The sequence below is a fragment of the Flavobacterium sp. genome, from assembly GCF_044339515.1.
In the GTDB taxonomy this organism is placed as follows: domain Bacteria; phylum Bacteroidota; class Bacteroidia; order Flavobacteriales; family Flavobacteriaceae; genus Flavobacterium.
Genome location: NZ_JBIIVK010000036.1, coordinates 1 through 24,292, shown reverse-complemented (window position 1 = coordinate 24,292; position 24,292 = coordinate 1). Strand labels below are relative to the sequence as shown.

Sequence of the window (24,292 nt, the reverse complement as noted above, 5' to 3'; positions counted from 1 at the left end):
ATTTTGACTTTTTTATAACGTTATTGCTATTTTACTCATGTCCTATTTGTAATCCGAGAGGGTAAAAAAAGTAAGAAAAAGTTATAAACAACGCCTTGATTTTAAGCGAAAAAGACTACTTTTGACAAATTTTTAAAATATCAATTCAATGATTAAAAATTACTATTTAGTAGTTGCTTTTTTATGCACGTTCATGCTAAACGCCCAACAGGCGGGTGATTTGGACACTTCGTTTGGTAACAATGGTATCGTTAAAACCAATTTGTGGAACGCCGCTTTTAATGTGAAAAGCCATGTTGTTCTTCCCGATGGGAAAACAATTGTGGTGGGTGAGATTAATAATGATGTTAACCCAAGGGGATTTATCTTACGCCTTTTGACCAATGGCGAACTGGATCTTACGTTTGGAACGGACGGAAAATCGGTTCACCCTTTTTTAACCGGTTTTAACGTGGTGAAACTGCAAGCAGACGGTAAATTGGTTGTAGGTAGTTCGTATAACTTCGATTTTGCTGTTGCCCGCTACTTGGCCAACGGAAGTTTAGATACCGGTTTTGCTTTTGATGGAACTTATTATAACACCAATCCGGATGAAAATCCCTTCATAGCTCATCCTGTTATTGATTTGGAAATTCAAGCTGATAATAAAATTGTTGGACTCACGACCACTAATGATTCCGGTGACGGTTTTTATCGATTATTCCGACTTAATTCCAATGGGATTTTGGATAACACTTTGACTACAATTGATTCTTTTTCAACAAACGATTTGCCGGTTGCACTGAGTGTTCAAAGCGACGGAAAATTAGTTATTACGGGTTATTATTATGCGAATGGCACGGGTACTCCTACCATTTTTATTGCCCGTTATAATTCTAACGGAACGTTGGATAACACCTTTAATTCAACCGGAAAAAGGTCTTTTACGATTACTAACTCAACCGCAATACGGGTGACTGATTTGCAATTGCAATCGGATGGAAAACTATTGCTTGGCGGTAAGTATTTTTTGAACGGCAGTTCTTTGTTTATGATTCGATTTAATACGAATGGAACGTTTGACTCCTCCTTTAGCGGTGATGGGTTTCAAACGGCCAGTGTAAGTGTTAATTTAAATAATTCAGGAAAAATTGCTTTGCAATCGGACGGGAAAATTATCCAGATGGATACGTTTGTAAATACTACCACCAACAACGAAGACATGCTGTTTGTTCGCTACCTGGCGAATGGTGAACAGGATACTACTTTTAACGGAACGAGTTGGGGTGTGGCATTGCCTTTTAACAGTTTAAATGATGTTGCTGCTTGTGTGAGTATTGTTGGCGATAAATTAATCATCACCGGAAATGCCGAGGCGAGTGTGATAGATAATAACATGGCTTTTGCAAAGTTTAACCTCAATCCACTTTCTTTTGATACTACCTTTGGAACGACCGGAAGAGAACAACTTGCTATTCCATTTCCAACGTATGAAGAGGTTAAAAAATCGGTGGTGCAATCGGACAACAAAGTGGTGGTGTTGACTAAAATGTTTGTGAACAACTTGTACTTCTCCGGTATTCAACGCTTTAATGCGGATGGTTCACCGGATGCAAGCTTTGGTTCTAACGGTAAAGTTGGTCTTGGGTTTTATTTTACTGATTTTGATGCATTGGCTGTTGACAACGCCAACAATATTATTGTGAGTGGTTATACCGCTCTTTCGAGTGGTGTTATTTTGCGTATTACTCCAGCCGGGGCATTAGACCCTACTTTTGGTGATCAAGGTATTACGTATTTGGAAGAAAGTCTTGATTTTATTCCTCGTATCAATTCTATTAAAATTCAGTCGAATAATAAAATTGTTTTGGCTGGTGGAAATAATGTGAACAATATCGTGGATTACTTATTGATTCGTTTAAATTCAAACGGCACCTTGGATAATACGTTTGGAAACAACGGGATAAGCATGGTTGGATTAGACGATGTTAGTGAAATGATTACAGCCATTGAAGTGTTGAACGACGGCAAGATTGTGGGCGTTGGTTTTACAGAGGAAAATTTTGGAAATGATTTTCAAGCTGTTATTTTAAAGTTTAATTCGGTTGGTTTATTGGATCCTACCTTTAACGGCAATGGAAAATTTTTGACCAATACAGGCGTTGATTTTTATTTTTATGGCGATGTAAAAGTTCAAAATGACGGTAAAATTCTGAGCACTTTTGAGACCTTAAATGACAACTTTATTTTATATCGTCTGAATGGTAACGGAACTATTGATACTAACTTTGGTTCAGGTGGTATTGTCAATACTTATGTCACCGGTCTTGACAGATCGGCACAAATTCATTATAATTCTACCAACCAAAAAATTACCGTTATTGGTACAACGCTTTTAGACGATAGAGGGCAATTTGCTTTGGTACGCTATACTCCTACCGGTGAAGTTGATTCTTCATTTGGCGATAACGGTTTTGTAATTACTGATACGGGTTATAGTTCGCAAGTGATTTCGGCTTCGCCAACTAACGATGGAAAACTTGTGGTTAGCGGATGGCAATATAATGATGATACGCAAGATTATGACCAAGTTATGGCTAAGTATTATTTAGAGGAATCGTTGAGCGTAACAAATCCGGAATACGTGAGCGTACAGTTGTATCCGAATCCGGTTTTGGAAACACTTTCTGTTCGTTTGAAAGATGGAGCTACTGCAACTAATTACACGATTACAGATATGACCGGTAAAATGGTTGCCAGTGGTGAATTTGCCGCTAACCAAAATGTATCGGTTGCTGCGTTGAGCAAAGGAATTTACTTTATTAAAGTGGATGATTTTCAACCGATTCGATTTATCAAACAATAGTATCGGTATAGTATAATTTATAAACGACTTGATTTATCAGGTCGTTTTTTTTTGTTTAAAAACGGATAATTTCTTCTTTATAGAATATCATTTTAGGAAATTTTCTTACGTAAAAACTTAACATTGCAGAATCTTTTCAATTAGTATCTTTGTTGAAAATTAATTTACATTAAATTAACATTAATTAAACATTGGCTATGCAACATATTATTGACCGATTTATCAGCTACGTAACGATTGACACCGAATCTGATCCCAATTCTGAAACGACACCCAGTTCTAAAAAACAGTTGGTCTTGGCCAGAAACCTCGTGAAAGAACTCAAAGCCATCGGCATGGAAGACGTGACGATGGACAGAAAAGGTTACATCATGGCAACGTTACCGAGTAATGTGGAACACGAGGTACCGGTGATTGGTTTTATCTCACATTATGATACTACTCCGGATTTTACGGGAGCGAATGTAAAACCGCAAATTATTGAAAACTATGATGGTAAAGATATTGTGCTGAATGCCGAACAAAATATTATACTGTCTCCCTCCTATTTTAAAGATTTGTTGCAATACAAAGGACAAACACTCATTACCACCGACGGAAACACTCTTTTGGGAGCTGATGACAAAGCCGGAATTACGGAAATTGTTACGGCAATGGAGTACCTGATTCAACATCCGGAAATTCAACACGGTAAAATTCGCGTTGGGTTTACGCCTGATGAAGAAATTGGTCGTGGTGCTCATTATTTTAATGTAGAAAAATTCGGAGCCGATTGGGCTTATACGATGGATGGTAGCCAAATTGGCGAATTGGAATATGAAAATTTTAATGCGGCCGGAGCCAAAGTTACCTTTAAAGGGAAAAGTGTTCACCCCGGCTATGCGAAAGGAAAAATGATTAACTCAATGCTGTTAGCTTCTAAATTCATTTCGAAGTTGCCTAAAAAAGAAGTGCCGGAAATGACCAAAGGGTATGAGGGTTTCTTCCACGTTACCGGAATCACAGGAAGCATTGAAGAAAGTACCGTTTCTTTGATTATTCGTGACCATGATAAAAAATTATTCAAAAAAAGAAAAGAGTTTTTGCATGATTTGACAGCAAAATTTAATAAAAAATTCAAGAAGCAATTTGGAGATGATATTGCGATTATCGAAATCAAAGATCAATATTTTAATATGAAAGAAAAGGTTGAACCGGTTTTTCATATTGTCAAAATTGCCGAAAAAGCCATGAAAAAATTGGATATTAAACCCATTATCAAACCGATTCGTGGGGGAACAGACGGTTGTCAATTATCGTATAAAGGTTTACCGTGTCCGAATATTTTTGCCGGTGGACATAATTTTCACGGGAAATATGAGTATGTTCCGGTGGAGAGTATGCAAAAAGCGGTAGAAGTGATTGTGAAAATTGCGGAGTTAACTGCGGAGAAGAAATAAGTTATTCAATTTTGTTTTTTTAACCACATAGAAACATAGTTATTAAAATTGTGAAAGTCGTTTCACTCAGATATAGAAAAGCATAGCTATGTGAACCCAAAAATTGGGTCTATATCGTTCTCATTTACTATGTCTCTATGTGGTTAATTTTAATTTATTTTATATTGATTGCACGATACTCCAATTTTAGCGACGAATTTCACGAATTTAATTTTTTAAAATAGCCGCTGATTCGCTGATTTTATTTATTTTTAATCTGTGAATATCAGTGGTTTTTTTATTTTATAATCATGGAAGAAAATAAATCTTGGACCAGAAATCAAAAATGGCTTGAAGAAATTGAACTTTTAAAATCGATTATGGTTAAAACCGATTTGGTTGAAACCACCAAATGGGGCGGAATTGTTTATACATGGAATAACCGCAACATTATTGGTATTGGTGGCTTTAAGGACTATTTCACGATTTGGTTTTTCAACGGTGTATTCCTTCCTGATGAAAAAAATGTTTTAGTAAATGCCGGTGAGGGTGTGACGAAAGGGTTACGCCAATGGCGATTCACTTCTAGAGAAGAAGTAAATGAAAAACTAGTTCTTCATTATGTGAATCAAGCTATTGAAAATGAAAAGAACGGACTTTCAATCAAGCCGGAAAAAAAGGAAGTACAACCCTCCGATTTTTTTCTATCCAAACTGAATGAACATCCCATTTTAGTAGAAAAATTCAATACCTTTTCTCCCTTTAAACAAAAAGAATTTATCGAATACATTGATACAGCCAAACAGGAAAAAACGAAGCACGACCGCTTTGAAAAAATAAAACCGATGCTTTTGGCAAACATCGGTTTAAATGATAAGTATCGGAAATAATTATTTCTTTTCTACTAATTTGGCACTCATTTCCATTGAAATGGCTGAGCGTTCCATTTTTAATTTTCCGGACATGGTTTCAATTACCACAGTTCCTTCTGCAACTTCTGCGATTTTTCCGTGAAGTCCGCTTTTGGTGATAATTCTATCGCCAACTTTTAAATTGCTTTCAAATTCCTTTTCTTGTTTGGCACGTTTTTGTTGTGGTCTGATCATAAAAAAATAAATGACTACAAACATTAATAAAAACGGCAAAAACTGTTGAATATTTTCCATATTATTGAGTAGTTACAGCAGACTTCTCTGCAGGTTTAGCTTTTGGTGTTACGTTGGCTTTGATGGTTAACACATCTTTTCCTGATGCGGTGTTAGCGGTGATGTTAACCGATTTTTGTTGCATTCCGGGTTTTCCGTTGCTGTCGAAAGAGACTTTCATTTTTCCGGTTTTTCCGGGTTTGATTGGTTCTTTCGGAAATTCAGGAACCGTGCAACCACATGAACCTGCCGCATTGGCAATGATAAGGTCCGCTTCGCCGGTGTTGGTAAACGTAAAGGTTGTTTCCACTTTATCTCCTTCATTGATTACGCCGAAATCGTGTTCTTTTTTATTGAACGTCATGGCCGGATATTTTCCGTCTGCCGGTGGTGGCGTAACTTGATTGGCCTCCGGATTTGTATTCTGTTTTATTGTATTTTCGGTAGGTTGTGTTTGAGGATTTCCAACGTATTCATTGATTGGAATGTCTTTACTGTTGGGATCGATTTTAGAAAGTGCATCTTCTTTTTTACATGAAACTACAGATGCAAAAACGAACAGGGCAAAAATTGATTTTCTTAACATAGTTAGCTTATTTAAAATTTACATTAAACCTCTTCCGGTCTTTTTTAATTTATCTGTTTTTTGAAAGTCCTTGACTAAGTTGTCTAACACCCCATTGATAAAGATACTGCTTTTGGGTGTAGCATATTCTTTGGCAATTTCCAAGTATTCGTTAATGGTTACTTTTACGGGAATAGACGGAAAACGCAAAAATTCACAAATGGCCATTTTCAACATGATGGTATCCACTTCCGAAATACGGTCGGGGTCCCAATTGGGTGTTGTATCAATGTATTCTTTGGCTAATTCATTCTCATTTAGCACCGTTTTACGGAACAAATCACGAGCAAAATCTTTGTCTTCGGCATCTTTGTAAAGCGGCAAAACAGCAAATGATTTTTCTACACCTTCGTCCATTTGTTTTAATTGCTTTAAAATCATGGTATTTACCAATGGAATATCGTCTACCCAAGTGAGTTTATAATCTTCCAAGTAATCGTATAATTTTTCGTTTGCAGCAATCAGCTCCGTAAACATATCCATGATGAACTTTTTGTCATGTTCAAAAGAATCTGTTTTGTCTGCCAAATACGATAGATATAGCGAGCTCTTTTTAACGTTTTCCAATAAAATCAAAATTAAGTCGTCGTTTTGACTCCAATTGTTGATTTTTCTTTTTTCTAAGGCAATGGAAAGTGAGTTATTCTGTTCCAACGCCAATAAAATTCTATTGGAAATAAATTTTCTGTTTGGCTTTAAATCTCTTTCGGTGGCCAAATGTTTTTTGGAGGCTTTTTCCAAAAAATCTTCTTCCTTTTTTCTGATTTCAACTAAAGCAGAAACCACAATCAAATATAAATCCTGAATACTTTCGATGCTTGCAAATAAGAATTTTTCTTCTTTTTCCAATTGATCAGAACCGCTTTGATGCATTGCATAAATGGTTTGCAATACTTTTACCCGAATATGTCTCCTGTTTAACACGTTGTAAGAACTTTTTAAAAAATTAGTGACGCCCCGTAGGACGTCACAAAAATAGTATTATTTATCGGAAAAAATTATTTCCCGCTTTCTTTTTTACGTTGATTGATTCTATTTTGAGCAATCGTTAAAGCCGCTTGATGCGTTGTTATATTATTTTTTAAAGCATAATCGAAGATTTCTAACGTGGTGTTGTAAATGTTTTCGGTTCTTCGCATGGCTTCTGCTTTATCGTAATGCTCAATTTCTGCATATACATTGATGATTCCACCGGCGTTGATTAAGAAATCCGGAGCATATAAAATGCCTCTTTCCTGAAGAATTTTACCGTGAATGTTTTCATTGGCTAATTGATTGTTGGCTGCACCGGCTACAATGGAAGCATTCAATTTATAGACCGTATCATCATTGATGGTAGCACCTAATGCACAGGGAGCATAAATATCAACTTCTGCACTGTATAAATCTGAACCGGAATATACTTTTGCCCCATATTGTGCTCCTACTTCGTTTAATCTTTTTTCATTGATATCAGCAATGGTAACAATAGCACCCTCTTTGGTTAAATAGTCCACCAAGGTTTCACCAACGTGACCAATTCCTTGCACTAAAACTTTTTTACCGGCTAGTGAATCAGAACCGTATTTATATTTAGCGGCCGCTTTCATTCCCATGTAAACTCCAAATGCGGTTACGGGAGAAGGGTTTCCGGAACCACCTCTGGATTCAGAGATTCCGGTTACGTATGGTGTTACGTCTCTTACGGTGTCCATGTCTTCGGTTTTCATTCCAACATCTTCAGCCGTAATATATTTTCCGCTTAATGAATGCACAAATTCACCAAATTTTCGCATTAACTCCGGTGTTTTTTGTGTTTTGGCATCTCCAATAATTACTGCCTTTCCACCACCAAGGTTTAATCCTGTAATAGCAGATTTAAAAGTCATTCCTCGTGATAAACGCAAAACGTCATTTAATGCTTCCCATTCATTGGTGTAGTTCCACATTCTGGTTCCACCCAATGCCGGTCCTAAAACTGTGTTATGAATACCAATTATTGCCTTTAAACCAGTATCTTTGTCATTGCAAAAAACAATTTGCTCATGATTATCAAAGGATACTTGTCCAAAAACCGGATCCATTTTTTGAAGTTCTTTAGGAGTTGTTACTTCTGCTATCATAGTTGAATTATTTATTAAGTAAAATTATGACTTTGTCAAAAAGACTCAACAAAAGTAGAACTTAAATCAAAAGAATGCAATATAAATTGATAATTTTAGCAATCTGTTAATAGTAAACCTAAATTAGCGATTAATTCAAAAAAACATAATTCTCATTTTTTTAACATTTTTTATTCCATTGCTACGTATTTGAAATCAATAACATGAAAGAATTACATTATTTAAATAAATATTTCATCAAATATAAATACCGTTTTTTGTTGGGTATTGTCATTACCATTGTTGCACAAATATTCTCACTATTCATTCCGAAATTGGTAAGCAAGTCGATGAATATTATTGATGCATATATTAAAAATCCGATTAGCGATACGAGTAGTATCAAAAAAGAACTACTAATCAGTTTAGGTTTAATTATTGTAGCAACAGTTATCGCCGGTTTTTTAACCTTTTTAATGCGTCAAACCCTTATTGTGATGTCGCGTCATGTTGAATTTGATTTAAAGAACGAAGTTTTTCAACAGTATGAACGTTTATCGCAAAGCTTTTACAAAAGAAACCGAACCGGAGATTTGATGAACCGCATTTCGGAAGATGTGGGAAAAGTGCGTATGTATGTTGGTCCTGCCGTGATGTACACAATTAATACGTTTATTCGTTTTGCCATTGTGATCATTTATATGTATAATGTTTCGCCGAAACTGACTTTGTATACCCTTCTTCCTTTGCCGCTACTCTCCTATTTTATTTTTAAATTGAGTGTGGAAATCAATAACCGTAGTAGAATTTATCAGGAAAATTTATCTACGCTATCGAGTTTTTCTCAAGAGATTTTTTCAGGTATTCGTGTGATTAAAGCCTATGCATTAGAAGGGCAAAATCAAAAAGCGTTCAACGGTTTGGCTCAAGAAAGTCGGGATAAAAATATGAGTTTAGCGTATGTGAATGCCTTATTTGGTCCGTTAATGATTTTATTAATTGGTTTGAGTAATTTGGTGGTGATCTATTTTGGTGGAATGATGTATGTGGACGGAACTATTGAAAACATTGGGACCATAGCTGAATTTATTCTATATGTCAACATGCTTACTTGGCCGGTTGCTTCCATTGGATGGGTTTCTTCTTTGGTTCAGGAGGCTGAAGCTTCCCAAAAACGCATCAATGAATTTTTGAAAATTGAACCGGAGATAAAAAATAATAATCCCAATCATGATTCAATTCAAGGGTCGATTGCTTTTAAAAATGTGAGTTTTACCTACGACGACACCAACATTCAAGCTTTAAAAAACATATCATTTGCAGTAAAAAAAGGAGAAACCCTTGCGATATTGGGTAAAACCGGTTGCGGAAAATCGACGATACTGTCTTTGATTTGCCGATTGTATGATGTGGAAAACGGTTCCATCACCATGGATGGAAAGGAATTAGCCAATTTGAATTTGCATGATTTGCGTAACAGTATCGGAATAGTTCCGCAAGATGCTTTTTTGTTTTCGGAAAGTATTAAAAATAACATCAAATTTGGAAAAGAAGATGCCAGTGATGAAGAAGTAATTGAAGCAGCCAAAAAATCGGTCGTTCATGACAACATTATCAACTTTAAAAATCAATACGATACTGTTTTGGGAGAAAGAGGAATCACATTATCAGGCGGACAAAAACAGCGGGTTTCGATTGCGAGAGCCATTATTAAAGATCCTGAGATTTTACTTTTTGATGATTGTTTATCGGCTGTTGATACCGAAACGGAAGAACAAATATTGAATAACTTATTCGAAATTTGTAAAAATAAAACTACACTAATTGTCAGTCATCGCGTTTCATCTGCCAAAAATGCGGATAAAATTATTATTTTAGAAGAAGGAGAAATTATTCAACAAGGTTCTCATTTTCAATTATTAAATCAAGAAGGTTACTACAAAGAATTGTATTTGAAACAACTTTCTGAAAAAGAATTGTCGTAATTTTTTGATAATTCAATTATTTTTTAGATTTTTGGTTCACTTACAACACTAAATTTGAGCGAACGATTATGAGAGAAAATGAAATGCTAGAAAAAGACGAAATTTTTTCTAAAGTTTTGAGAGCCGGTAGAAGAACTTATTTCTTCGATGTTAGAGCAACAAAGGCGGACGATTACTACATTACCATCACAGAAAGTAAAAAATTCACTGAAGAAGATGGTTCTTTTCACTTTAAGAAACACAAAATTTATTTATACAAAGAGGATTTTGTAGCTTTTAAAGAAATTTTAGACGACATGACTTCTTATGTTTTAGACCATAAAGGTGAAGAAGTAATTTCTGAAAGACATCAAAAAGATTTTAAAAAGGAATATCCATCCGAAACAGCTGAGAGCGACGAAACGCCAAAAGCAAGCTTTACTGATATTGATTTTGATGATATTTAATTTAACCTTTACAAAAATCCCGGAGTAAAATTTCGGGATTTTTTTTTCTATTACGGTATTCTTAAAAATGAAACATCTTATAATTATTTTATTCTTCAGTAATTATCTACTTTCTCAAACTGAAATAAGAGGAATTTATAATCATAATGAAAGTACATTCACAATCGGAGATAAGATATATCAATCAAGTCATTTTTCTAAAGGATATGCCAGAATCACTGATTCTAATTCTTTTGGATTGATGGACAGCACCGGAGTAATAGTGATTCCGGTGATATACGAATATATGGGGTTTTTAAAAGATGGATTACTTGTTGCCACAAAAGATAAAAAAAATGGCTATCTGGATGCAAAAGGAAAAATAATTATTCCCTTTATCTATGACTTGGCCGATGATTTCAAAAACGGTTTTGCAATAGTTCAAAAAAATAACAAATGTGGTATTATTGATAAAAAAGGAGGCAAAATTACTGATTTAATATATGAACATATCGATAAATTTGATAACGATCAATCAGGTCTTGCCAGAGTTTCAAGGGATAAAAAATGGGGGTTTATCAATAAAATAGGTGAAGAAATCATTCCTTGCATTTATCAAAATGTAAATATTTTCAGAGAAGGTCTTGCTTTGGTTACAAAAGTGAATGGAACAACCGGCTTTTTGGATGCTACAGGAAAAGTAGTAATTCCGTTTGAAGAATATATTAGAGTCGATAATTTTAAAAATGGCAAAGCCAAAGTTCAGAAAGGAAATACTATCTATTTTATAAACAAAAAAGGAGAAACTGTTAATTAATTTAATTTTATCCAATACGCAACCCATTGTCGACTTTTTGATCAGTCGATAAAAGCACAATATCATTATCCTCTCCTACCGAACCCAGAACCAAACATTCACTCATAAATTTCCCGATTTGCTTTTTCGGAAAGTTCACAACGGCCACAATTTGCTTTCCTACTAATCCCTCTTTACTATAGTGTTTTGTGATTTGAGCTGATGTTTTTCTAATTCCAATTTCATTGCCAAAATCGATGGTTAACTGATAAGCAGGTTTCCGTGCTTCCGGAAAATCATTTACGGCTAAAATCGTTCCTATTCGCATTTCTACCTTTTCAAATTCTTCCCATGTAAGCATAACAAATTATTCTTAAAAAATTAAACTCAAAAATAGGAATATCAAACTAAAAATTCTTAACTTTAAGCATTAACTTAAAAAAATTATCTGCACTAATGGCCAGAACAGAATCAAACATGATTTCTTTGGGAACTTCAGCTCCAAACTTTCATTTAAAAGATACCAATTCCAATGATTTTTTTACGTTTTCAGATTGCAAAGGCGAAAAAGGGACATTAGTTTTTTTTATTTGCAATCACTGTCCGTTTGTGCATCACGTAATTGATGAAATTATTTTGGTTGCCAATGATTACCGTGTGCAAGGTATCGGGATGGTTGCTATTTCCAGCAATGATGTTGAACACTATCCGCAAGACAGTCCAGCATTAATGACTGAATTTGCCTTTGAAAATAAATTTGAATTTCCTTATTTGTATGATGAAACACAAGAAGTTGCCAAAGCTTTTGGGGCAGCATGCACGCCTGATTTCTTTCTTTTTGACAATCAGGATAAATTGGTCTATCGCGGACAGTTAGATGATTCTCGTCCCGGAAACGGCATTCCCCTCAGCGGTAGCGATTTACGAGGAGCCATTGATAGTGTTTTGTACAACAGAACCGTCAATCCAAATCAAAAACCAAGCATTGGTTGTAATATTAAATGGAAAAAATAAATGGAAATTATTCATATTAGTGCCGAATGTTATCCGGTGGCAAAAGTGGGCGGACTAGCCGATGTAGTGGGTGCTTTACCCAAATATTTAAATAAATTAGGTCAATATGCCAAAGTAGTTGTTCCGGGTTATGACAATAAATTTTCAAAAGAAAATGAATTTGAAACCGTTCATCAAGGGCAATTAAGGTTAGGATGGTTCGTGTTTTCTTATTCTATACTCAAAGAAAAAACAAACAAACTCGGATTTGAATTGTATTTGATTGCCATTCCGGAATTGTTTGATCGTCCCAACGTTTATTCTTATGAAGATGATACGGAGCGATTTACCGCTTTTCAAGTGGCTTTTTTAAATTGGTTGACCGAAACCAATCAAACACCGGACATCATACATTGCCACGACCATCACACCGGATTGATTCCGTTTATGATGTCACACGCACCAATTTATCAACATTTGAATCGCGTTCCAACGGTTTTAACCATTCATAACGGACAATACCAAGGATGGTTTGGTTTTGATAAATTGCATTATTTACCACAAGTAAGTTCGTCACGATTAGGCTTTTTAGAATGGAATGGCATTATCAATCCGCTTGCATCGGCCATTAAATGTGCGTGGAAAGTGACCACCGTTTCGCCAAGTTATTTGGATGAAATGAGTGAAAAAGCAAACGGATTAGAGAATTTATTGCGTTTTGAACGACCAAAAAGTTTGGGAATTTTAAATGGAATTGATACAGAGGTTTGGAATCCTGATACTGATCCAATGTTAGAATACCACTACAACAATAAAAATCTAAAAGCCGGAAAGGAAAAAAATAAAAAATTCCTTTGCGAACAATTTAATTTAGATCCCAGCAAGCCACTTTTCACTTTTATTGGACGATTAGTGGGTGAAAAAGGAGCCGATTTATTGCCGGAAATTTGCAGTATAGCGTTAAGTAGAAATCCTAACGAAATCAATATTTTGATTTTAGGTTCAGGCGATACACAGGTGGAACATAGTTTGACTCAGCTTACGCACTTTTATAGCGGAAATTACAATGTTTATATTGGTTACAATGAAAAATTAGCCCATATTATTTATGCCGGAACAGATTATCTATTGATGCCTTCACGAGTTGAACCGTGTGGATTGAATCAATTGTATGCTTTGCGTTATGGCACAATTCCTATTGTAAGAAGAACCGGAGGCTTGAAGGATACAGTGTTAGACATAGGCGATGGCGGATTTGGAATTTGTCATGACCAAACAAGTGTATTTGATGTAAATCATTCCGTTACCCGAGCAATCGATTTGTATAACGATACCAAACTTTTTGATAAAACGAGAAAAACAATCATGCATATTGACCATTCGTGGGAGAAAGTTGCACAAGAATATATCGATGTTTACCAATCTTTAAAAAATTAATTTATGAAAAAAGAAGTTTTAGCCATCATTTTAGGAGGAGGACAAGGCTCACGTTTGTATCCTTTGACGGAAAGTCGATCGAAACCGGCAGTTCCTATTGCAGGAAAATATCGTTTGGTGGATATTCCTATTTCTAATTGTATTAATTCTGACATCAAAAGAATGTTTGTATTAACGCAATTTAACTCGGCTTCCTTAAATCAACACATCAAGAACACCTATCATTTCAGTTATTTTAGTTCTGCCTTTGTGGATATTTTGGCAGCCGAACAAACTCCGGATAACCCAACTTGGTTTCAGGGTACAGCCGATGCTGTTCGTCAATGCATGCAGCATTTTCTTAATCATGAATTTGATTATGCCTTAATCCTATCCGGTGATCAATTGTATCAAATGGATTTTAATAAAATGATTGAGGCTCACCAACAAAGTGGAGCTACAATTACAATAGCTACTCTACCCGTTTCGGCAAAAGAAGCACCTGAATTTGGTATCTTGAAAACGGATGAAAATAGTCTTATTACTTCCTTTATTGAAAAACCATCTGTAGACTTATTACCACAATGGACTTCGGAAGTAAGCGATGAAATGCAAAAGGAAGGTAGACATTATTTGGCATCGATGGGTATTTATATCTTTAATCGAGAACTTTTGATTGAATTGATGAAAAATCCGGACACAAAAGATTTCGGAAAAGAAATTATCCCGCAATCCATCGGTCATCAAAAAGTGTTAAGCTATCAATACGAAGGCTATTGGACAGATATCGGAAATATTGATTCCTTTTTTGAGGCCAATTTAGGCTTGACTGATGATATTCCAAAGTTTAATTTATTTGATAACAATAGTAAAATTTACACTCGTGCACGTGTGCTTCCTCCGGGAAAAATATTAGGAAAAACAACGATTGAACAATCTATTGTTGCAGAAGGTTGTATATTAAATTCAGCAGAAATTGAACATTCAGTTGTGGGCATTCGTGCACGAGTGGATGAAGGAACTGTAATAAAAAACTCGTATATAATGGGTAGTGATTATTATCAAAACTTAGATGAATTGAATCATAATATTGCTCATAATATTAAAAATATCGGCATTGGAAAACGTTGTTATATTAATAATACCATTGTAGATAAAAACTGTAGAATTGGAAATGATGTCTACTTGAACGGGGGCAAACATTTAGAAGATAGCAACACATCTTTATATACCATTAAAGAGGGAATTATTGTAGTGAAAAAAGGTGCAATTTTACCCGATGGTTTTAGAATAGAATAAGGGATTTAATAAAAATTAAAAAAGGTTTATCAAGTTATTTTGATAAACCTTTTTTAATGTATTATTTTAATTTTTAAGATAATCTACTGTCAGTATCGTGTAATTTCCCAACGGAACTTGCTACTACTGTGGCCACTGCTGCATCACTTGTAACATTTACTACGGTTCTACACATATCCAGTGGTCGGTCGATAGCAAAAATCAAGGCTAATCCGGCTTCCGGTATTCCGGCTTGTCCTAAAACAATCACAAGCATTACCATTCCGGCACTAGGCACGGCTGCGGAACCTATTGAAGCCAAAGTAGCGGTAACTATAATCATTAATTGTGTTGGTAAATCTAATGGAATTCCCATGGCTTGTGCAATAAATATAGCCGCTACTGCTTGATACAAACTTGTTCCATCCATATTCACAGTGGCCCCTAACGGTAAAACGAAACTTGAAACTTCTTCGTCAACACCAACATGTTCCGTTACTCTTTCCATCGTAACGGGTAAAGTAGCGGCACTGGAACTTGTTGAGAAAGCCAACAATTGTGCCGGAGAAATTGCTTTATAGAATTTGACAGGAGAATACTTGGCCAAAGTAATTAATAAGGCAGGATAAACAACAAATGTCATAACTAATAATCCGAGAATAACAGTAAAAGCATATACTAATAATGCATTTAGAGTTGAGAAATCAGGAATTTCAACCATGAGTGCGGCCATTAATGCAAAGACACCTATCGGCGAAAACATCATGATAATGTCTATTATCTTAAGAATCACATCATTTAACCCTTTAAAAAAATCTACAACCGGTTTGGCTTTGTTTTCATCAATTAAGATTAAGCCAATTCCCATCAAAATAACAAATAAAATAACTTGTAGCATTGACGAGTTATCCGTCATAGCCAGAAATAAATTTTCAGGAACCACATCCACTAAAGGTTGTAATGGCCCACTGTTCTTGGCTTTTTCTGCTAATTCAATTTTTTGAGCTGCATCACCGGCAAAACCATCTAATAAACTTTTACGGGACTCTTCGTTAATGTAATCACCTGGTCTGATTAAGTTGGCTAAAACCAGTCCGATTGAAACTGCAGTAACTGTTGTAATTAAATACAAAACAACAGTTCTACCACCTAATTTAGAAAGTTTAGAAATATCTTTGAGATCAGATAATCCTACAACTAAAGAAACTATAATTAACGGGACAGCAATCATCTTTAATAAATTGATAAAAATTGTTCCGAATGGTTTGATCCAATCAACGACAACTTCTTTGAGTTCCATGTTTTTCATCAGGTACCCAAAAACCAATCCGAGAATCATTCCGATGAGAATTTTCCAATGTAAAGCTAGTTTCATATATGTTATTTGTTAGTTTTTTGTAATAAATAAAAATCGGCCAATACAATGGCAGCCATGGCTTCCACGATAGGAACTGCTCTTGGAACGACACAAGGATCGTGACGACCTTTTCCTTCCAAATCAACAATATTTCCCTCCCTATCGATAGTTGATTGTTTTTGCATAATGGTAGCAACCGGTTTAAAAGCGACTCTAAAATAAATATCCATTCCGTTTGAAATTCCGCCTTGGATTCCGCCGGATAAATTGGATTGCGTGGTGCCGTCTCCATTAAACAAATCGTTGTGTTCACTTCCTTTCATGCGAGCTCCGCAAAAACCGCTACCAAATTCAAAACCTTTCACGGCATTGATGGACAACATGGCTTTCCCTAATTCGGCATGTAATTTATCAAAAACAGGTTCACCTAAACCAATGGGAGCATTTTGAATTACGCAAGTAATTGTACCTCCAATTGTATCACCTTCTTTTCGAATAGAGCGAATTAATTCTTCCATTTTGGCAGCAGTAACTTCATCAGGGCAACGAACCGGATTACTTTCTATTTTTGAAAAGTCTAAATCTTGGTACGGTTTATCAATAAAAATATCGCCAACAGAAGAAACAAAAGCATTAATTTTTATATCCGTAAGTAGTTGTTTAGCAATAGCACCGGCCACTACTCTACTTGCTGTTTCACGTGCAGAACTTCTTCCGCCACCGCGATAATCTCTGATTCCATATTTTTTTTCATAGGTAAAGTCGGCATGACTGGGTCGAAATGCAGCCTCAATATGGCTATAATCGTTGGATTTTTGGTTGGTATTTGGTATAATAAAACCAATTGGTGTTCCGGTTGTTTTTCCTTCAAAAATTCCGGATAAAAACTGAACTTCATCAGCTTCTTTACGCTGCGTAACAATAGCAGATTGACCGGGTTTACGACGAATCATTTCTTGTTGAATGGCTTCAAAATCCAACACAATTCCAGGAGGGCAACCGTCTATGATTCCGCCCAAAGCTTCGCCATGTGATTCTCCAAAAGTGGTAAGTTTAAATAAAGTTCCGTAACTGTTTCCTGCCATTTTGAAATGAAGTTTCAACAAAAATAAGTTTTTTCAATAAAATAGTACTATTAAAATCAAATTGAATTCACATTAATATAATATGAACCCGCCATTCGTTAACTTTTAGGTAAAACATACTCGAAAAATTGTCTGTTAATTTGCTAAACCTCATTTATGTATGCTTAAGAAGAGAAAAGTTGAAGTGGTGGTCATTTCCGATGTGCATCTCGGAACATTCGGTTGCCATGCCAAAGAATTGTATCATTATCTATCTACCATAAAGCCAAAAACTTTAATTCTGAATGGAGATATTATTGATATTTGGCAATTTCGAAAATCATATTTCCCAAAATCGCACTTAAAAGTTATCAAAAAAATTATTGATCTAGCTTCTAAAGGAACCGAAGTGTATTACATCACAGGAAATCACGACGAAATGCTCCGAAAATTCAGTGATACAAAAATTGGTAATTTTTCAATTATTGATAAGTTGGTATTGGAATTAGATGATAAAAAAGCATGGATTTTTCATGGTGATGTATTTGATGCTTCTGTTCAACATTCTAAATGGATTGCCAAACTGGGTGGTTGGGGATATGATCTGTTGATATTAGCCAATCGTTCCATCAATTGGATGCTTCAAAAAATGGGAAAAGAGCCCTATTCCTTTTCTAAAAAAATAAAGGCGAATGTAAAAAAAGCTGTGAAATTTATCTCCGATTTTGAAGTTACTGCCTCTGAATTAGCCATTGAAAACAACTATGATTATGTGATTTGCGGTCATATTCACGAGCCTAAAATGATCAGAAAAGTCAATAAAAAAGGGACCACTTTTTACTTAAATTCAGGTGATTGGGTGGAGAATTTAACTGCGTTGGAATACAATAAAAAGCGTTGGAAATTATATCGCTACGATAAAGATTCCAACATGATTCAAGAGGATTTTTTTGAGATGGAAACCAAATTAAGTGAACAACTTATTGCATCCTTGCTTTTTTCCAGTAAATAACGCTTTTAACATACTTTAACTTGTTAACAATACGAATTGAACAAAGTGAACGTTATCTTTGTACAAATCTTAAATTAACAAAAATGAAAAAAGTACTTTTATCAGCCATGATGTTTTTTGGCTTTATCTTGAGTACGAATGCTCAGGAAATCTCTAAAAATGCAATTGGTTTACGATTAGGAGATAACGATGGTTTTGGTGGTGAAATATCCTATCAAAGAGGGCTGTCAGACAACAACCGATTAGAATTTGACTTAGGTTGGCGAAACAGCAGAGATTGGGATGGTTACAAGTTGGTTGGTTTATACCAGTGGGTTTGGAACATTGAAGGCGGATTTAATTGGTATGCCGGTGCAGGAGCCGGTATTGGAAGCTGGAACCACGACTTTGGTCCCAATAATTCCAATAGTGAAAGCGGTACTTATGTTTTAGCAGCCGGAGACATCGGAATTGAATACAACTTTGATTTTCCATTGCTACTTTCGCTAGACTTCAGACCTGAGTTTTACATTGGAGACGGCTACAGAAATAACAATTTTGGTCCCGATATTGCTCTGGGTGTTCGATACCAATTCTAAATTACAATACAAAAAACGTCCCGAAAATGGGACGTTTTTTTATTTGATTATGATATTCTTTTTGGAATTAATCTTAACAATTGAAAGTGGATAAGTCATCATTGTAGTAGCTATTCCTTTTGGTCCATTTTCTTTGATGGTGATAATAATATCATTCTCGGTTTCTTCAATGTTTTCAACTGAAAAAGAATATCCACCGGAATTTTTCTCACCCATGTTCAACAATAAAAAATTACACGTATTGATGTCAGAAGGGTTGATTTTTCTCTTTAAATCCTTATCATTCAACAACATTTTAAATTCTTTTTGCTCGGTAACAATTTCGAAAAAACGAAAATTAGCTCCACCCTGCTCTTCTTGTTTTAGAATTTCATAAAGGGGCGGTTTTTCATCTGAACTTTTTTGTGTTGAGCAAGAAAATAATACCAAACAAACAGTCATTGTAGCAATGATTTTTTTCATCTTAATTTGAAATTGAATTGAATTGATTTTTAATGGCTTTTTCATAAACCGCTTCATACAGTGGCAGTATATTTATTATATCAAACTGCTGAGCCACAGCAAAAGCATTTTTCTTAAAAGTAGATAACGTTACATCATCCTGAATTATTTTAATTGCATTTTCTGCCATTGAATCAATATCACCTACATTGCTTAAATAACCTGAAAAACCATCACTATTCACCTCAGGCAAACCACCGGTGTTGGTTGAAATTACCGGAACGCTGCATGCCATGGCTTCTAAAGCGGCTAATCCGAAACTTTCTGTTTCTGAAGGAAGCAAAAACAAGTCGGTGAAACATAATATTTTATCAATTTCATTACTGTTTCCAAAGAAGATAACTTTATTTGAAATACCAAGTTCATCACACAATAATTCGGCATTTTCTTTTTCCGGTCCTTCGCCCACCATCATTAATTTTGATGGAATTTGTTGTTGAATTTTATAAAAAATCTTGATAATATCCGGAATGCGTTTTACTTTTCTAAAGTTACTGATATGTGTAATGATACGTTCATCGTCTTTTGCCATCAAAGAGCGATAACAAGGTGTTCCTTCTTCAACTTTTGCTTTATTGATTTCGATGAAATTCGGAATAACTTCAATTTCTTTCGTGATTGCAAAATGTTTATATGTATCTTCTTTCAAACTCTGTGAAACGGAGGTAACCACATCGGATTGGTTAATGCTAAACGTTACGGCCGATTTATAAAAAGGATGTTTGCCAACCAAAGTAATATCTGTACCATGTAAAGTGGTCACCATTGGGATATAAATTCCCTCCGCTTTCAGCATTTGTTTGGCCATATAACCGGCATAGGCATGTGGGATGGCATAATGCACATGCAAAAGTTCAATTTTATGTAATTTCACCATATCCACTAATTTACTGGAAAGAGCTAATTCATAAGGTTGATAATGAAATAATGGATATTCGGGTACATTCACTTCGTGGTAAAGTAAATTTGGATTGAGTAAAGCCAAGCGAACCGGCTGCTTATAGGTAATAAAGTGAATTTCGTGACCGCGTTGAGCCAATTCTAAACCCAATTCAGTAGCCACTACACCACTTCCTCCAAAGGTTGGATAACAAACTATTGCTATTTTCATGTATCAAAATTAGACTAACAAAGTTACATTCTTTGGCTTTTGCTAGTGGTAAGAAATCGTTAAAAATTTATTTTATTGTATCTATTAAAGCATTTGATATTGTGTACTGTTTTTCAGTTCAGAAATCATAAAAGAACTATGTGTACTACCAATATGCTTTAGATTCGTTAGTTTGGTTACCATAAATTCACGGTATTCTTCCATTCCACTGACACAAATTTTAAGGATATAATCATAATCGCCACTTACGTGAAAACATTCGAGTACCTCCGTCAATTGCGTTACTTCATGTTCAAAGGTGTTTAGATATTCTTTCGTATGCTGAATTAATTTGATGTGACAAAACACCACAAAACTTTTATTAATCTTGGTTCTGTCTAACAATGCAACATAATTACGAATAACTCCTTCCCTTTCTAATTTTTTTATTCTTTCATAAACTGCAGTTACTGAAAGATTAAGTTTATTGGAAAGCTCTTTGGTTGTTTTTTTACTGTCTTCTTGCAAAAGCATGAGGAGCTTTTTATCTATTAAATCGAATTCCATAAAATAAAATTTTCTATTAAGTATATATTTAACAAATCAAATATACTACTTATATCTATATAAATCATATTTAATAGAATAAAAAACTAATTTTTAATTACTATATTGATTATTTTACTGAATATTACTTCATTTGTACTGTATAATAAAACTACAAAAATGAAAAACAATCAATTTAATCCGGCTGACCATATTCAAGACTTGCAATATTTTGGTGAATTTGGTGGTGTAAATCCATCGATTTCTGATAGTTCAACCTACACGTTTCTTTCTGCCAAAACCATGTTTGATACATTTGAAGGAAATGCCGAAGGTTGTTATTTGTATTCTCGTCATTCTTCACCCATGAATTTATATCTTGGTGAGGCACTAGCAGCAATGGAAGGAACGGAAAGTGCCAATGTTGCCGCTTCCGGTATGGGAGCTATCACTCCGGTTCTTTTACAATTGTGTGCTGCCGGCGATGAAATTGTTTCCAGTCGAACTATCTACGGCGGAACGTATGCTTTTATGAAAAACATGTTGCCCAAATGGAACATTAAAACCCACTTTGTTGACATTACTAAATTGGATATTGTTGAAGCAGCTATCACCAACAATACCAAAGTATTATATTGCGAAACCGTAAGTAATCCTTTATTAGAAGTAGCTGATATTGAAGCCTTAGCAAAGTTGGCTAAAAAATACCATGTTAAATTGGTAGTGGACAATACTTTTTCACCGCTTTCTGTTGCTCCTGCAAAAATGGGAGCAGATGTTGTGATTCACAGTTTAACTAAATTCATTAATGGAAGTAGCGATACGGTTGGCGGTGTAGTATGTGCTTCACAAGAATTTATTAACGATTTAAAGAATGTGAATAACGGTGCGAGCATGTTACTAGGTCCTACAATGGATAGTTTACGTTCTGCCAGTATTTTAAAGAACCTGAGAACATTGCATATTCGAATGAAACAACATAGCCATAATGCTTCGTATTTGGCAGAAAAATTCGAAAAAGACGGTTTAAAAGTGGTATATCCGGGTTTAAAAAGTCATCCGAGTCACGAAATATATTCTAAAATGATTAATAAAGAATATGGTTTTGGCGGTATGATGACAATTGATGTTGGTTCGCTCGAAAAAGCCAATGAGCTGATGGAATTAATGCAAAACAGAAACTTAGGTTATTTAGCCGTAAGTTTAGGATTTTACAAAACTTTATTTAGTGCTCCAGGAACCTCCACTTCCTCTGAAATTCCGCTTGACGAACAAAAAGAAATGGGTTTAACCGATGGTTTGATTCGCTTTTCCATTGGATTAGACAATGATATTGAACGAACGTATCAGATGATGAAAGCATGCATGAAAGAAATTGGAGTTTTGAAAGAACTTCAAAAAGCATAATAATACTTTTAATCCGACTTTAGCGAGTCGGATTTTTAATTTTATGATTAAATAGTGTTTTTTTTATATCTTGCATCCACAAACAAAATACATGGAAAGTCAAGACATCAAACCATTCGACCCAAAAGACGAACAACTTATTGAAAATAAAAATTTATCGCTTTTTGAAGCCCTTCTTCCTATTTTTTTACTAGTTGGAATTTTAGGTTACAATGTATATGCTTATGAAGAAAATGCGACCTATGGTCCCAATCAGTTTGCTTTAATTATTGGAGCGGCCATTGCGGCCATTGTTGGATTTAGAAATCAAGTTTCCTATGCTGCCATGATGGAAGACATTTCTAAAAATGTAAAATCAACTTCAGGAGCCATTCTAATTTTATTGATGGTGGGTGCTCTCTCGGGTACTTGGTTATTGAGCGGTGTGATTCCGACGATGATTTATTACGGACTTCAAATTCTTCATCCTGCCATTTTTCTTCCGGCTTGTTTAGTGATTTGTTCTGTAATATCTATCGCAACAGGAAGTTCATGGACAACTTCTGCTACCGTAGGCATTGCCTTAATTGGCATTGGCAGCACCATTGGAATGCCTCTGGGAATGGTTGCCGGAGCAGTGGTTTCGGGAGCGTATTTCGGTGATAAACTTTCGCCTTTATCAGATACAACTAATTTAGCACCAGCTATGGCGGGGACAGATTTGTTTACACATATTCGTTATATGATGTTGACAACGGTACCAACAATGGTAATAACACTTATTATTTTCATCTTTTTAGGACTAGCACAAACAACTAACAACTTAGGTGACAATAGTGAAACGTTAACTTCAATTAAGGAGACTTTTACCGTTTCACCTTGGTTATTTTTAGTTCCCGGTATTGTTATTTTTTTAATCATAAGAAAAACTGAACCTTTAATTGCATTGTTAATCGGCACGTTATTAGGTGGTCTATTTGCTCTTGTTTTTCAACCAGAATTAGTAGCTAAAGTGGGTGGCAGCAATCAACTTTCGTTTATTTCAGGGTACAAAGGGGTAATTAATGCTATTACAGTTGAAACAGCCATTGAGACTTCAAACGAAATGCTTACAGATTTATTCAAAGCCAAAGGTATGTTTGGAATGCTCAATACAATTTGGCTAATTCTTTGTGCGATGGTATTCGGCGGTGTTATGGAAGCAATCGGTGCATTAACCAGAATTACCGATTCATTATTGAAACTTTTTCACACCACATTTGGATTATTTGCCAGTACTGTTGCGAGTTGTTTAGCATTGAACTTAACTGCTTCTGATCAATATTTAGCCATTGTTGTTCCGGGAAAAATGTTTGCAAAAGCTTATCAAGATAAAGGTCTTGCCCCCGAAAATTTGAGTAGAACGTTAGAAGATTCTGGAACTGTAACTTCTGTTTTAATTCCTTGGAATACATGTGGAGCTTATCAGGCAGGTGTTTTGGGTGTTTCAACTTGGTCATACCTTCCCTATGCTTTCTTCAACATCATCAGTCCGTTTATGACTTTGTTGTTTGCTGCTTTTAATATTAAAATCAAACAACTTAGTAGCAAATAATAATTCGTTTTCTTCATTTTTACACTTATTAAAACCCGTTGGGTGTAATTAAATGATTTGATTTTTAATGTTATTAATTGGTCTGTCAAAGATAAATTTATTGATAAATTGAACTAAAGTTAGAGATGTTATTTTTGCTAATATTCTTGTTTTAAAC

The 24,292-nt window shown here is 35.1% G+C and carries 23 protein-coding genes and 1 pseudogene; 13 read left to right on the top strand and 11 right to left on the bottom strand.

Features of this window, described 5'->3' with window-relative positions:
• Positions 1-148 precede the first annotated feature (148 nt).
• The 3 genes from ACIQ0M_RS10550 to ACIQ0M_RS10540 all read left to right on the top strand — a co-directional run bounded on the left by ACIQ0M_RS10550 (position 149) and on the right by ACIQ0M_RS10540 (position 5,153).
• Positions 149-2,845, top strand: coding sequence for a T9SS type A sorting domain-containing protein (locus tag ACIQ0M_RS10550; RefSeq protein WP_396152007.1), 2,697 nt, complete (start codon positions 149-151; stop codon positions 2,843-2,845).
• Between the two features lie 197 nt (positions 2,846-3,042).
• Positions 3,043-4,284: a peptidase T gene (gene pepT, locus ACIQ0M_RS10545; protein WP_396152005.1), complete on the top strand. Its 1,242-nt coding sequence runs from the start codon at positions 3,043-3,045 to the stop codon at positions 4,282-4,284.
• Positions 4,285-4,574: 290 nt separating this feature from the next.
• Positions 4,575-5,153, top strand: coding sequence for a YdeI family protein (locus ACIQ0M_RS10540; protein WP_396152003.1), 579 nt, complete (start codon positions 4,575-4,577; stop codon positions 5,151-5,153).
• On the opposite strand, the gene yajC is transcribed toward ACIQ0M_RS10540, so the two are convergent.
• The 4 genes from yajC to ACIQ0M_RS10520 all read right to left on the bottom strand — a co-directional run bounded on the left by yajC (position 5,154) and on the right by ACIQ0M_RS10520 (position 8,135).
• Positions 5,154-5,429, bottom strand: coding sequence for a preprotein translocase subunit YajC (gene yajC, locus ACIQ0M_RS10535; RefSeq protein WP_396152001.1), 276 nt, complete (start codon positions 5,427-5,429; stop codon positions 5,154-5,156).
• Between the two features lies 1 nt (position 5,430).
• Positions 5,431-5,994: a DUF1573 domain-containing protein gene (locus ACIQ0M_RS10530; protein ID WP_396151999.1), complete on the bottom strand. Its 564-nt coding sequence runs from the start codon at positions 5,992-5,994 to the stop codon at positions 5,431-5,433.
• 18 nt (positions 5,995-6,012) lie between these two features.
• Positions 6,013-6,906 (bottom strand): transcription antitermination factor NusB, encoded by an 894-nt coding sequence (gene nusB / locus ACIQ0M_RS10525; RefSeq protein WP_396151997.1) that lies wholly within the window; start codon positions 6,904-6,906, stop codon positions 6,013-6,015.
• Positions 6,907-7,031: 125 nt separating this feature from the next.
• The gene (locus ACIQ0M_RS10520) at positions 7,032-8,135 is read right to left on the bottom strand and encodes a Glu/Leu/Phe/Val dehydrogenase (RefSeq protein ID WP_396151995.1); all 1,104 of its coding nucleotides are present in this window, start codon (positions 8,133-8,135) and stop codon (positions 7,032-7,034) included.
• Positions 8,136-8,338: 203 nt separating this feature from the next.
• Here ACIQ0M_RS10520 and ACIQ0M_RS10515 point away from each other — a divergent pair, with 203 nt between their 5' ends.
• From ACIQ0M_RS10515 to ACIQ0M_RS10505, 3 genes are all read left to right on the top strand, one after another.
• Positions 8,339-10,099, top strand: a complete 1,761-nt coding sequence (locus tag ACIQ0M_RS10515) for an ABC transporter ATP-binding protein (protein WP_396151993.1) — start codon at positions 8,339-8,341, stop codon at positions 10,097-10,099.
• Between the two features lie 68 nt (positions 10,100-10,167).
• A complete protein-coding gene (locus tag ACIQ0M_RS10510) occupies positions 10,168-10,545 on the top strand; it encodes a PUR family DNA/RNA-binding protein (RefSeq protein WP_396151991.1) in 378 nt (125 codons plus the stop codon).
• A gap of 67 nt (positions 10,546-10,612) precedes the next feature.
• Positions 10,613-11,341, top strand: a complete 729-nt coding sequence (locus tag ACIQ0M_RS10505; RefSeq protein WP_396151989.1) for a WG repeat-containing protein — start codon at positions 10,613-10,615, stop codon at positions 11,339-11,341.
• Positions 11,342-11,348: 7 nt separating this feature from the next.
• Here ACIQ0M_RS10505 and ACIQ0M_RS10500 read toward each other — a convergent pair whose 3' ends face one another.
• Positions 11,349-11,681, bottom strand: a complete 333-nt coding sequence (locus ACIQ0M_RS10500; protein ID WP_396151987.1) for a tRNA-binding protein — start codon at positions 11,679-11,681, stop codon at positions 11,349-11,351.
• Between the two features lie 95 nt (positions 11,682-11,776).
• On the opposite strand from ACIQ0M_RS10500, the gene ACIQ0M_RS10495 reads away from it, so the two are divergent.
• Genes ACIQ0M_RS10495 through ACIQ0M_RS10485 form a run of 3 tightly spaced genes read left to right on the top strand, consistent with a single transcriptional unit; the run spans position 11,777 to position 15,028 of the window.
• Complete coding sequence (locus tag ACIQ0M_RS10495; RefSeq protein ID WP_396151985.1) at positions 11,777-12,334, top strand: thioredoxin family protein; 558 nt, start codon at positions 11,777-11,779, stop codon at positions 12,332-12,334.
• Positions 12,335-13,750: a glycogen synthase gene (locus tag ACIQ0M_RS10490; protein ID WP_396151983.1), complete on the top strand. Its 1,416-nt coding sequence runs from the start codon at positions 12,335-12,337 to the stop codon at positions 13,748-13,750.
• A gap of 3 nt (positions 13,751-13,753) precedes the next feature.
• The gene (locus tag ACIQ0M_RS10485; RefSeq protein ID WP_396151981.1) at positions 13,754-15,028 is read left to right on the top strand and encodes a glucose-1-phosphate adenylyltransferase; all 1,275 of its coding nucleotides are present in this window, start codon (positions 13,754-13,756) and stop codon (positions 15,026-15,028) included.
• Positions 15,029-15,101: 73 nt separating this feature from the next.
• Here ACIQ0M_RS10485 and ACIQ0M_RS10480 read toward each other — a convergent pair whose 3' ends face one another.
• Both ACIQ0M_RS10480 and aroC read right to left on the bottom strand, forming a co-directional pair.
• Positions 15,102-16,382: a dicarboxylate/amino acid:cation symporter gene (locus ACIQ0M_RS10480; RefSeq protein ID WP_396151979.1), complete on the bottom strand. Its 1,281-nt coding sequence runs from the start codon at positions 16,380-16,382 to the stop codon at positions 15,102-15,104.
• Positions 16,383-16,387: 5 nt separating this feature from the next.
• Positions 16,388-17,449 carry a chorismate synthase gene (aroC, locus tag ACIQ0M_RS10475; RefSeq protein ID WP_396151977.1) on the bottom strand — a complete coding sequence of 354 codons (1,062 nt, stop codon included), beginning with the start codon at positions 17,447-17,449 and terminating at the stop codon, positions 16,388-16,390.
• Between the two features lie 160 nt (positions 17,450-17,609).
• Here aroC and ACIQ0M_RS10470 point away from each other — a divergent pair, with 160 nt between their 5' ends.
• Both ACIQ0M_RS10470 and ACIQ0M_RS10465 read left to right on the top strand, forming a co-directional pair.
• Positions 17,610-18,440, top strand: a complete 831-nt coding sequence (locus ACIQ0M_RS10470) for a UDP-2,3-diacylglucosamine diphosphatase (RefSeq protein WP_396151975.1) — start codon at positions 17,610-17,612, stop codon at positions 18,438-18,440.
• Positions 18,441-18,523: 83 nt separating this feature from the next.
• Positions 18,524-19,018, top strand: a complete 495-nt coding sequence (locus ACIQ0M_RS10465) for a hypothetical protein (protein WP_396151973.1) — start codon at positions 18,524-18,526, stop codon at positions 19,016-19,018.
• Positions 19,019-19,057: 39 nt separating this feature from the next.
• Here the strand turns inward: ACIQ0M_RS10465 and ACIQ0M_RS10460 are convergent, their stop codons facing one another.
• From ACIQ0M_RS10460 to ACIQ0M_RS10450, 3 genes are all read right to left on the bottom strand, one after another.
• The gene (locus ACIQ0M_RS10460) at positions 19,058-19,480 is read right to left on the bottom strand and encodes a protease complex subunit PrcB family protein (RefSeq protein WP_396151971.1); all 423 of its coding nucleotides are present in this window, start codon (positions 19,478-19,480) and stop codon (positions 19,058-19,060) included.
• A 1-nt stretch (position 19,481) separates the two neighbouring features.
• Positions 19,482-20,630, bottom strand: coding sequence for an N-acetyl-alpha-D-glucosaminyl L-malate synthase BshA (gene bshA / locus ACIQ0M_RS10455; protein ID WP_396151969.1), 1,149 nt, complete (start codon positions 20,628-20,630; stop codon positions 19,482-19,484).
• An 84-nt stretch (positions 20,631-20,714) separates the two neighbouring features.
• Positions 20,715-21,176, bottom strand: a complete 462-nt coding sequence (locus tag ACIQ0M_RS10450; RefSeq protein WP_396151967.1) for an Lrp/AsnC family transcriptional regulator — start codon at positions 21,174-21,176, stop codon at positions 20,715-20,717.
• Positions 21,177-21,335: 159 nt separating this feature from the next.
• On the opposite strand from ACIQ0M_RS10450, the gene ACIQ0M_RS10445 reads away from it, so the two are divergent.
• Both ACIQ0M_RS10445 and nhaC read left to right on the top strand, forming a co-directional pair.
• A complete protein-coding gene (locus ACIQ0M_RS10445) occupies positions 21,336-22,562 on the top strand; it encodes an aminotransferase class I/II-fold pyridoxal phosphate-dependent enzyme (RefSeq protein WP_396151965.1) in 1,227 nt (408 codons plus the stop codon).
• 91 nt (positions 22,563-22,653) lie between these two features.
• Positions 22,654-24,135, top strand: a complete 1,482-nt coding sequence (gene nhaC / locus ACIQ0M_RS10440; RefSeq protein ID WP_396151963.1) for a Na+/H+ antiporter NhaC — start codon at positions 22,654-22,656, stop codon at positions 24,133-24,135.
• Between the two features lie 48 nt (positions 24,136-24,183).
• On the opposite strand, the pseudogene ACIQ0M_RS10435 reads toward nhaC, so the two are convergent.
• Positions 24,184-24,292, bottom strand: a pseudogene (locus ACIQ0M_RS10435) (IS982 family transposase); the annotation flags it as partial.

What these genes read in the sequence shown, in the direction of transcription:
- ACIQ0M_RS10550 (WP_396152007.1), top strand. Translation starts at nt 149, where the DNA reads ATGATTAAAAATTACTATTTAGTAGTTGCTTTTTTATGCACGTTCATG.
- pepT (WP_396152005.1), top strand. Translation starts at nt 3,043, where the DNA reads ATGCAACATATTATTGACCGATTTATCAGCTACGTAACGATTGACACC.
- ACIQ0M_RS10540 (WP_396152003.1), top strand. Translation starts at nt 4,575, where the DNA reads ATGGAAGAAAATAAATCTTGGACCAGAAATCAAAAATGGCTTGAAGAA.
- yajC (WP_396152001.1), bottom strand. Translation starts at nt 5,429, where the DNA reads ATGGAAAATATTCAACAGTTTTTGCCGTTTTTATTAATGTTTGTAGTC.
- ACIQ0M_RS10530 (WP_396151999.1), bottom strand. Translation starts at nt 5,994, where the DNA reads ATGTTAAGAAAATCAATTTTTGCCCTGTTCGTTTTTGCATCTGTAGTT.
- nusB (WP_396151997.1), bottom strand. Translation starts at nt 6,906, where the DNA reads ATGCATCAAAGCGGTTCTGATCAATTGGAAAAAGAAGAAAAATTCTTA.
- ACIQ0M_RS10520 (WP_396151995.1), bottom strand. Translation starts at nt 8,135, where the DNA reads ATGATAGCAGAAGTAACAACTCCTAAAGAACTTCAAAAAATGGATCCG.
- ACIQ0M_RS10515 (WP_396151993.1), top strand. Translation starts at nt 8,339, where the DNA reads ATGAAAGAATTACATTATTTAAATAAATATTTCATCAAATATAAATAC.
- ACIQ0M_RS10510 (WP_396151991.1), top strand. Translation starts at nt 10,168, where the DNA reads ATGAGAGAAAATGAAATGCTAGAAAAAGACGAAATTTTTTCTAAAGTT.
- ACIQ0M_RS10505 (WP_396151989.1), top strand. Translation starts at nt 10,613, where the DNA reads ATGAAACATCTTATAATTATTTTATTCTTCAGTAATTATCTACTTTCT.
- ACIQ0M_RS10500 (WP_396151987.1), bottom strand. Translation starts at nt 11,681, where the DNA reads ATGCTTACATGGGAAGAATTTGAAAAGGTAGAAATGCGAATAGGAACG.
- ACIQ0M_RS10495 (WP_396151985.1), top strand. Translation starts at nt 11,777, where the DNA reads ATGGCCAGAACAGAATCAAACATGATTTCTTTGGGAACTTCAGCTCCA.
- ACIQ0M_RS10490 (WP_396151983.1), top strand. Translation starts at nt 12,335, where the DNA reads ATGGAAATTATTCATATTAGTGCCGAATGTTATCCGGTGGCAAAAGTG.
- ACIQ0M_RS10485 (WP_396151981.1), top strand. Translation starts at nt 13,754, where the DNA reads ATGAAAAAAGAAGTTTTAGCCATCATTTTAGGAGGAGGACAAGGCTCA.
- ACIQ0M_RS10480 (WP_396151979.1), bottom strand. Translation starts at nt 16,382, where the DNA reads ATGAAACTAGCTTTACATTGGAAAATTCTCATCGGAATGATTCTCGGA.
- aroC (WP_396151977.1), bottom strand. Translation starts at nt 17,449, where the DNA reads ATGGCAGGAAACAGTTACGGAACTTTATTTAAACTTACCACTTTTGGA.
- ACIQ0M_RS10470 (WP_396151975.1), top strand. Translation starts at nt 17,610, where the DNA reads ATGCTTAAGAAGAGAAAAGTTGAAGTGGTGGTCATTTCCGATGTGCAT.
- ACIQ0M_RS10465 (WP_396151973.1), top strand. Translation starts at nt 18,524, where the DNA reads ATGAAAAAAGTACTTTTATCAGCCATGATGTTTTTTGGCTTTATCTTG.
- ACIQ0M_RS10460 (WP_396151971.1), bottom strand. Translation starts at nt 19,480, where the DNA reads ATGAAAAAAATCATTGCTACAATGACTGTTTGTTTGGTATTATTTTCT.
- bshA (WP_396151969.1), bottom strand. Translation starts at nt 20,630, where the DNA reads ATGAAAATAGCAATAGTTTGTTATCCAACCTTTGGAGGAAGTGGTGTA.
- ACIQ0M_RS10450 (WP_396151967.1), bottom strand. Translation starts at nt 21,176, where the DNA reads ATGGAATTCGATTTAATAGATAAAAAGCTCCTCATGCTTTTGCAAGAA.
- ACIQ0M_RS10445 (WP_396151965.1), top strand. Translation starts at nt 21,336, where the DNA reads ATGAAAAACAATCAATTTAATCCGGCTGACCATATTCAAGACTTGCAA.
- nhaC (WP_396151963.1), top strand. Translation starts at nt 22,654, where the DNA reads ATGGAAAGTCAAGACATCAAACCATTCGACCCAAAAGACGAACAACTT.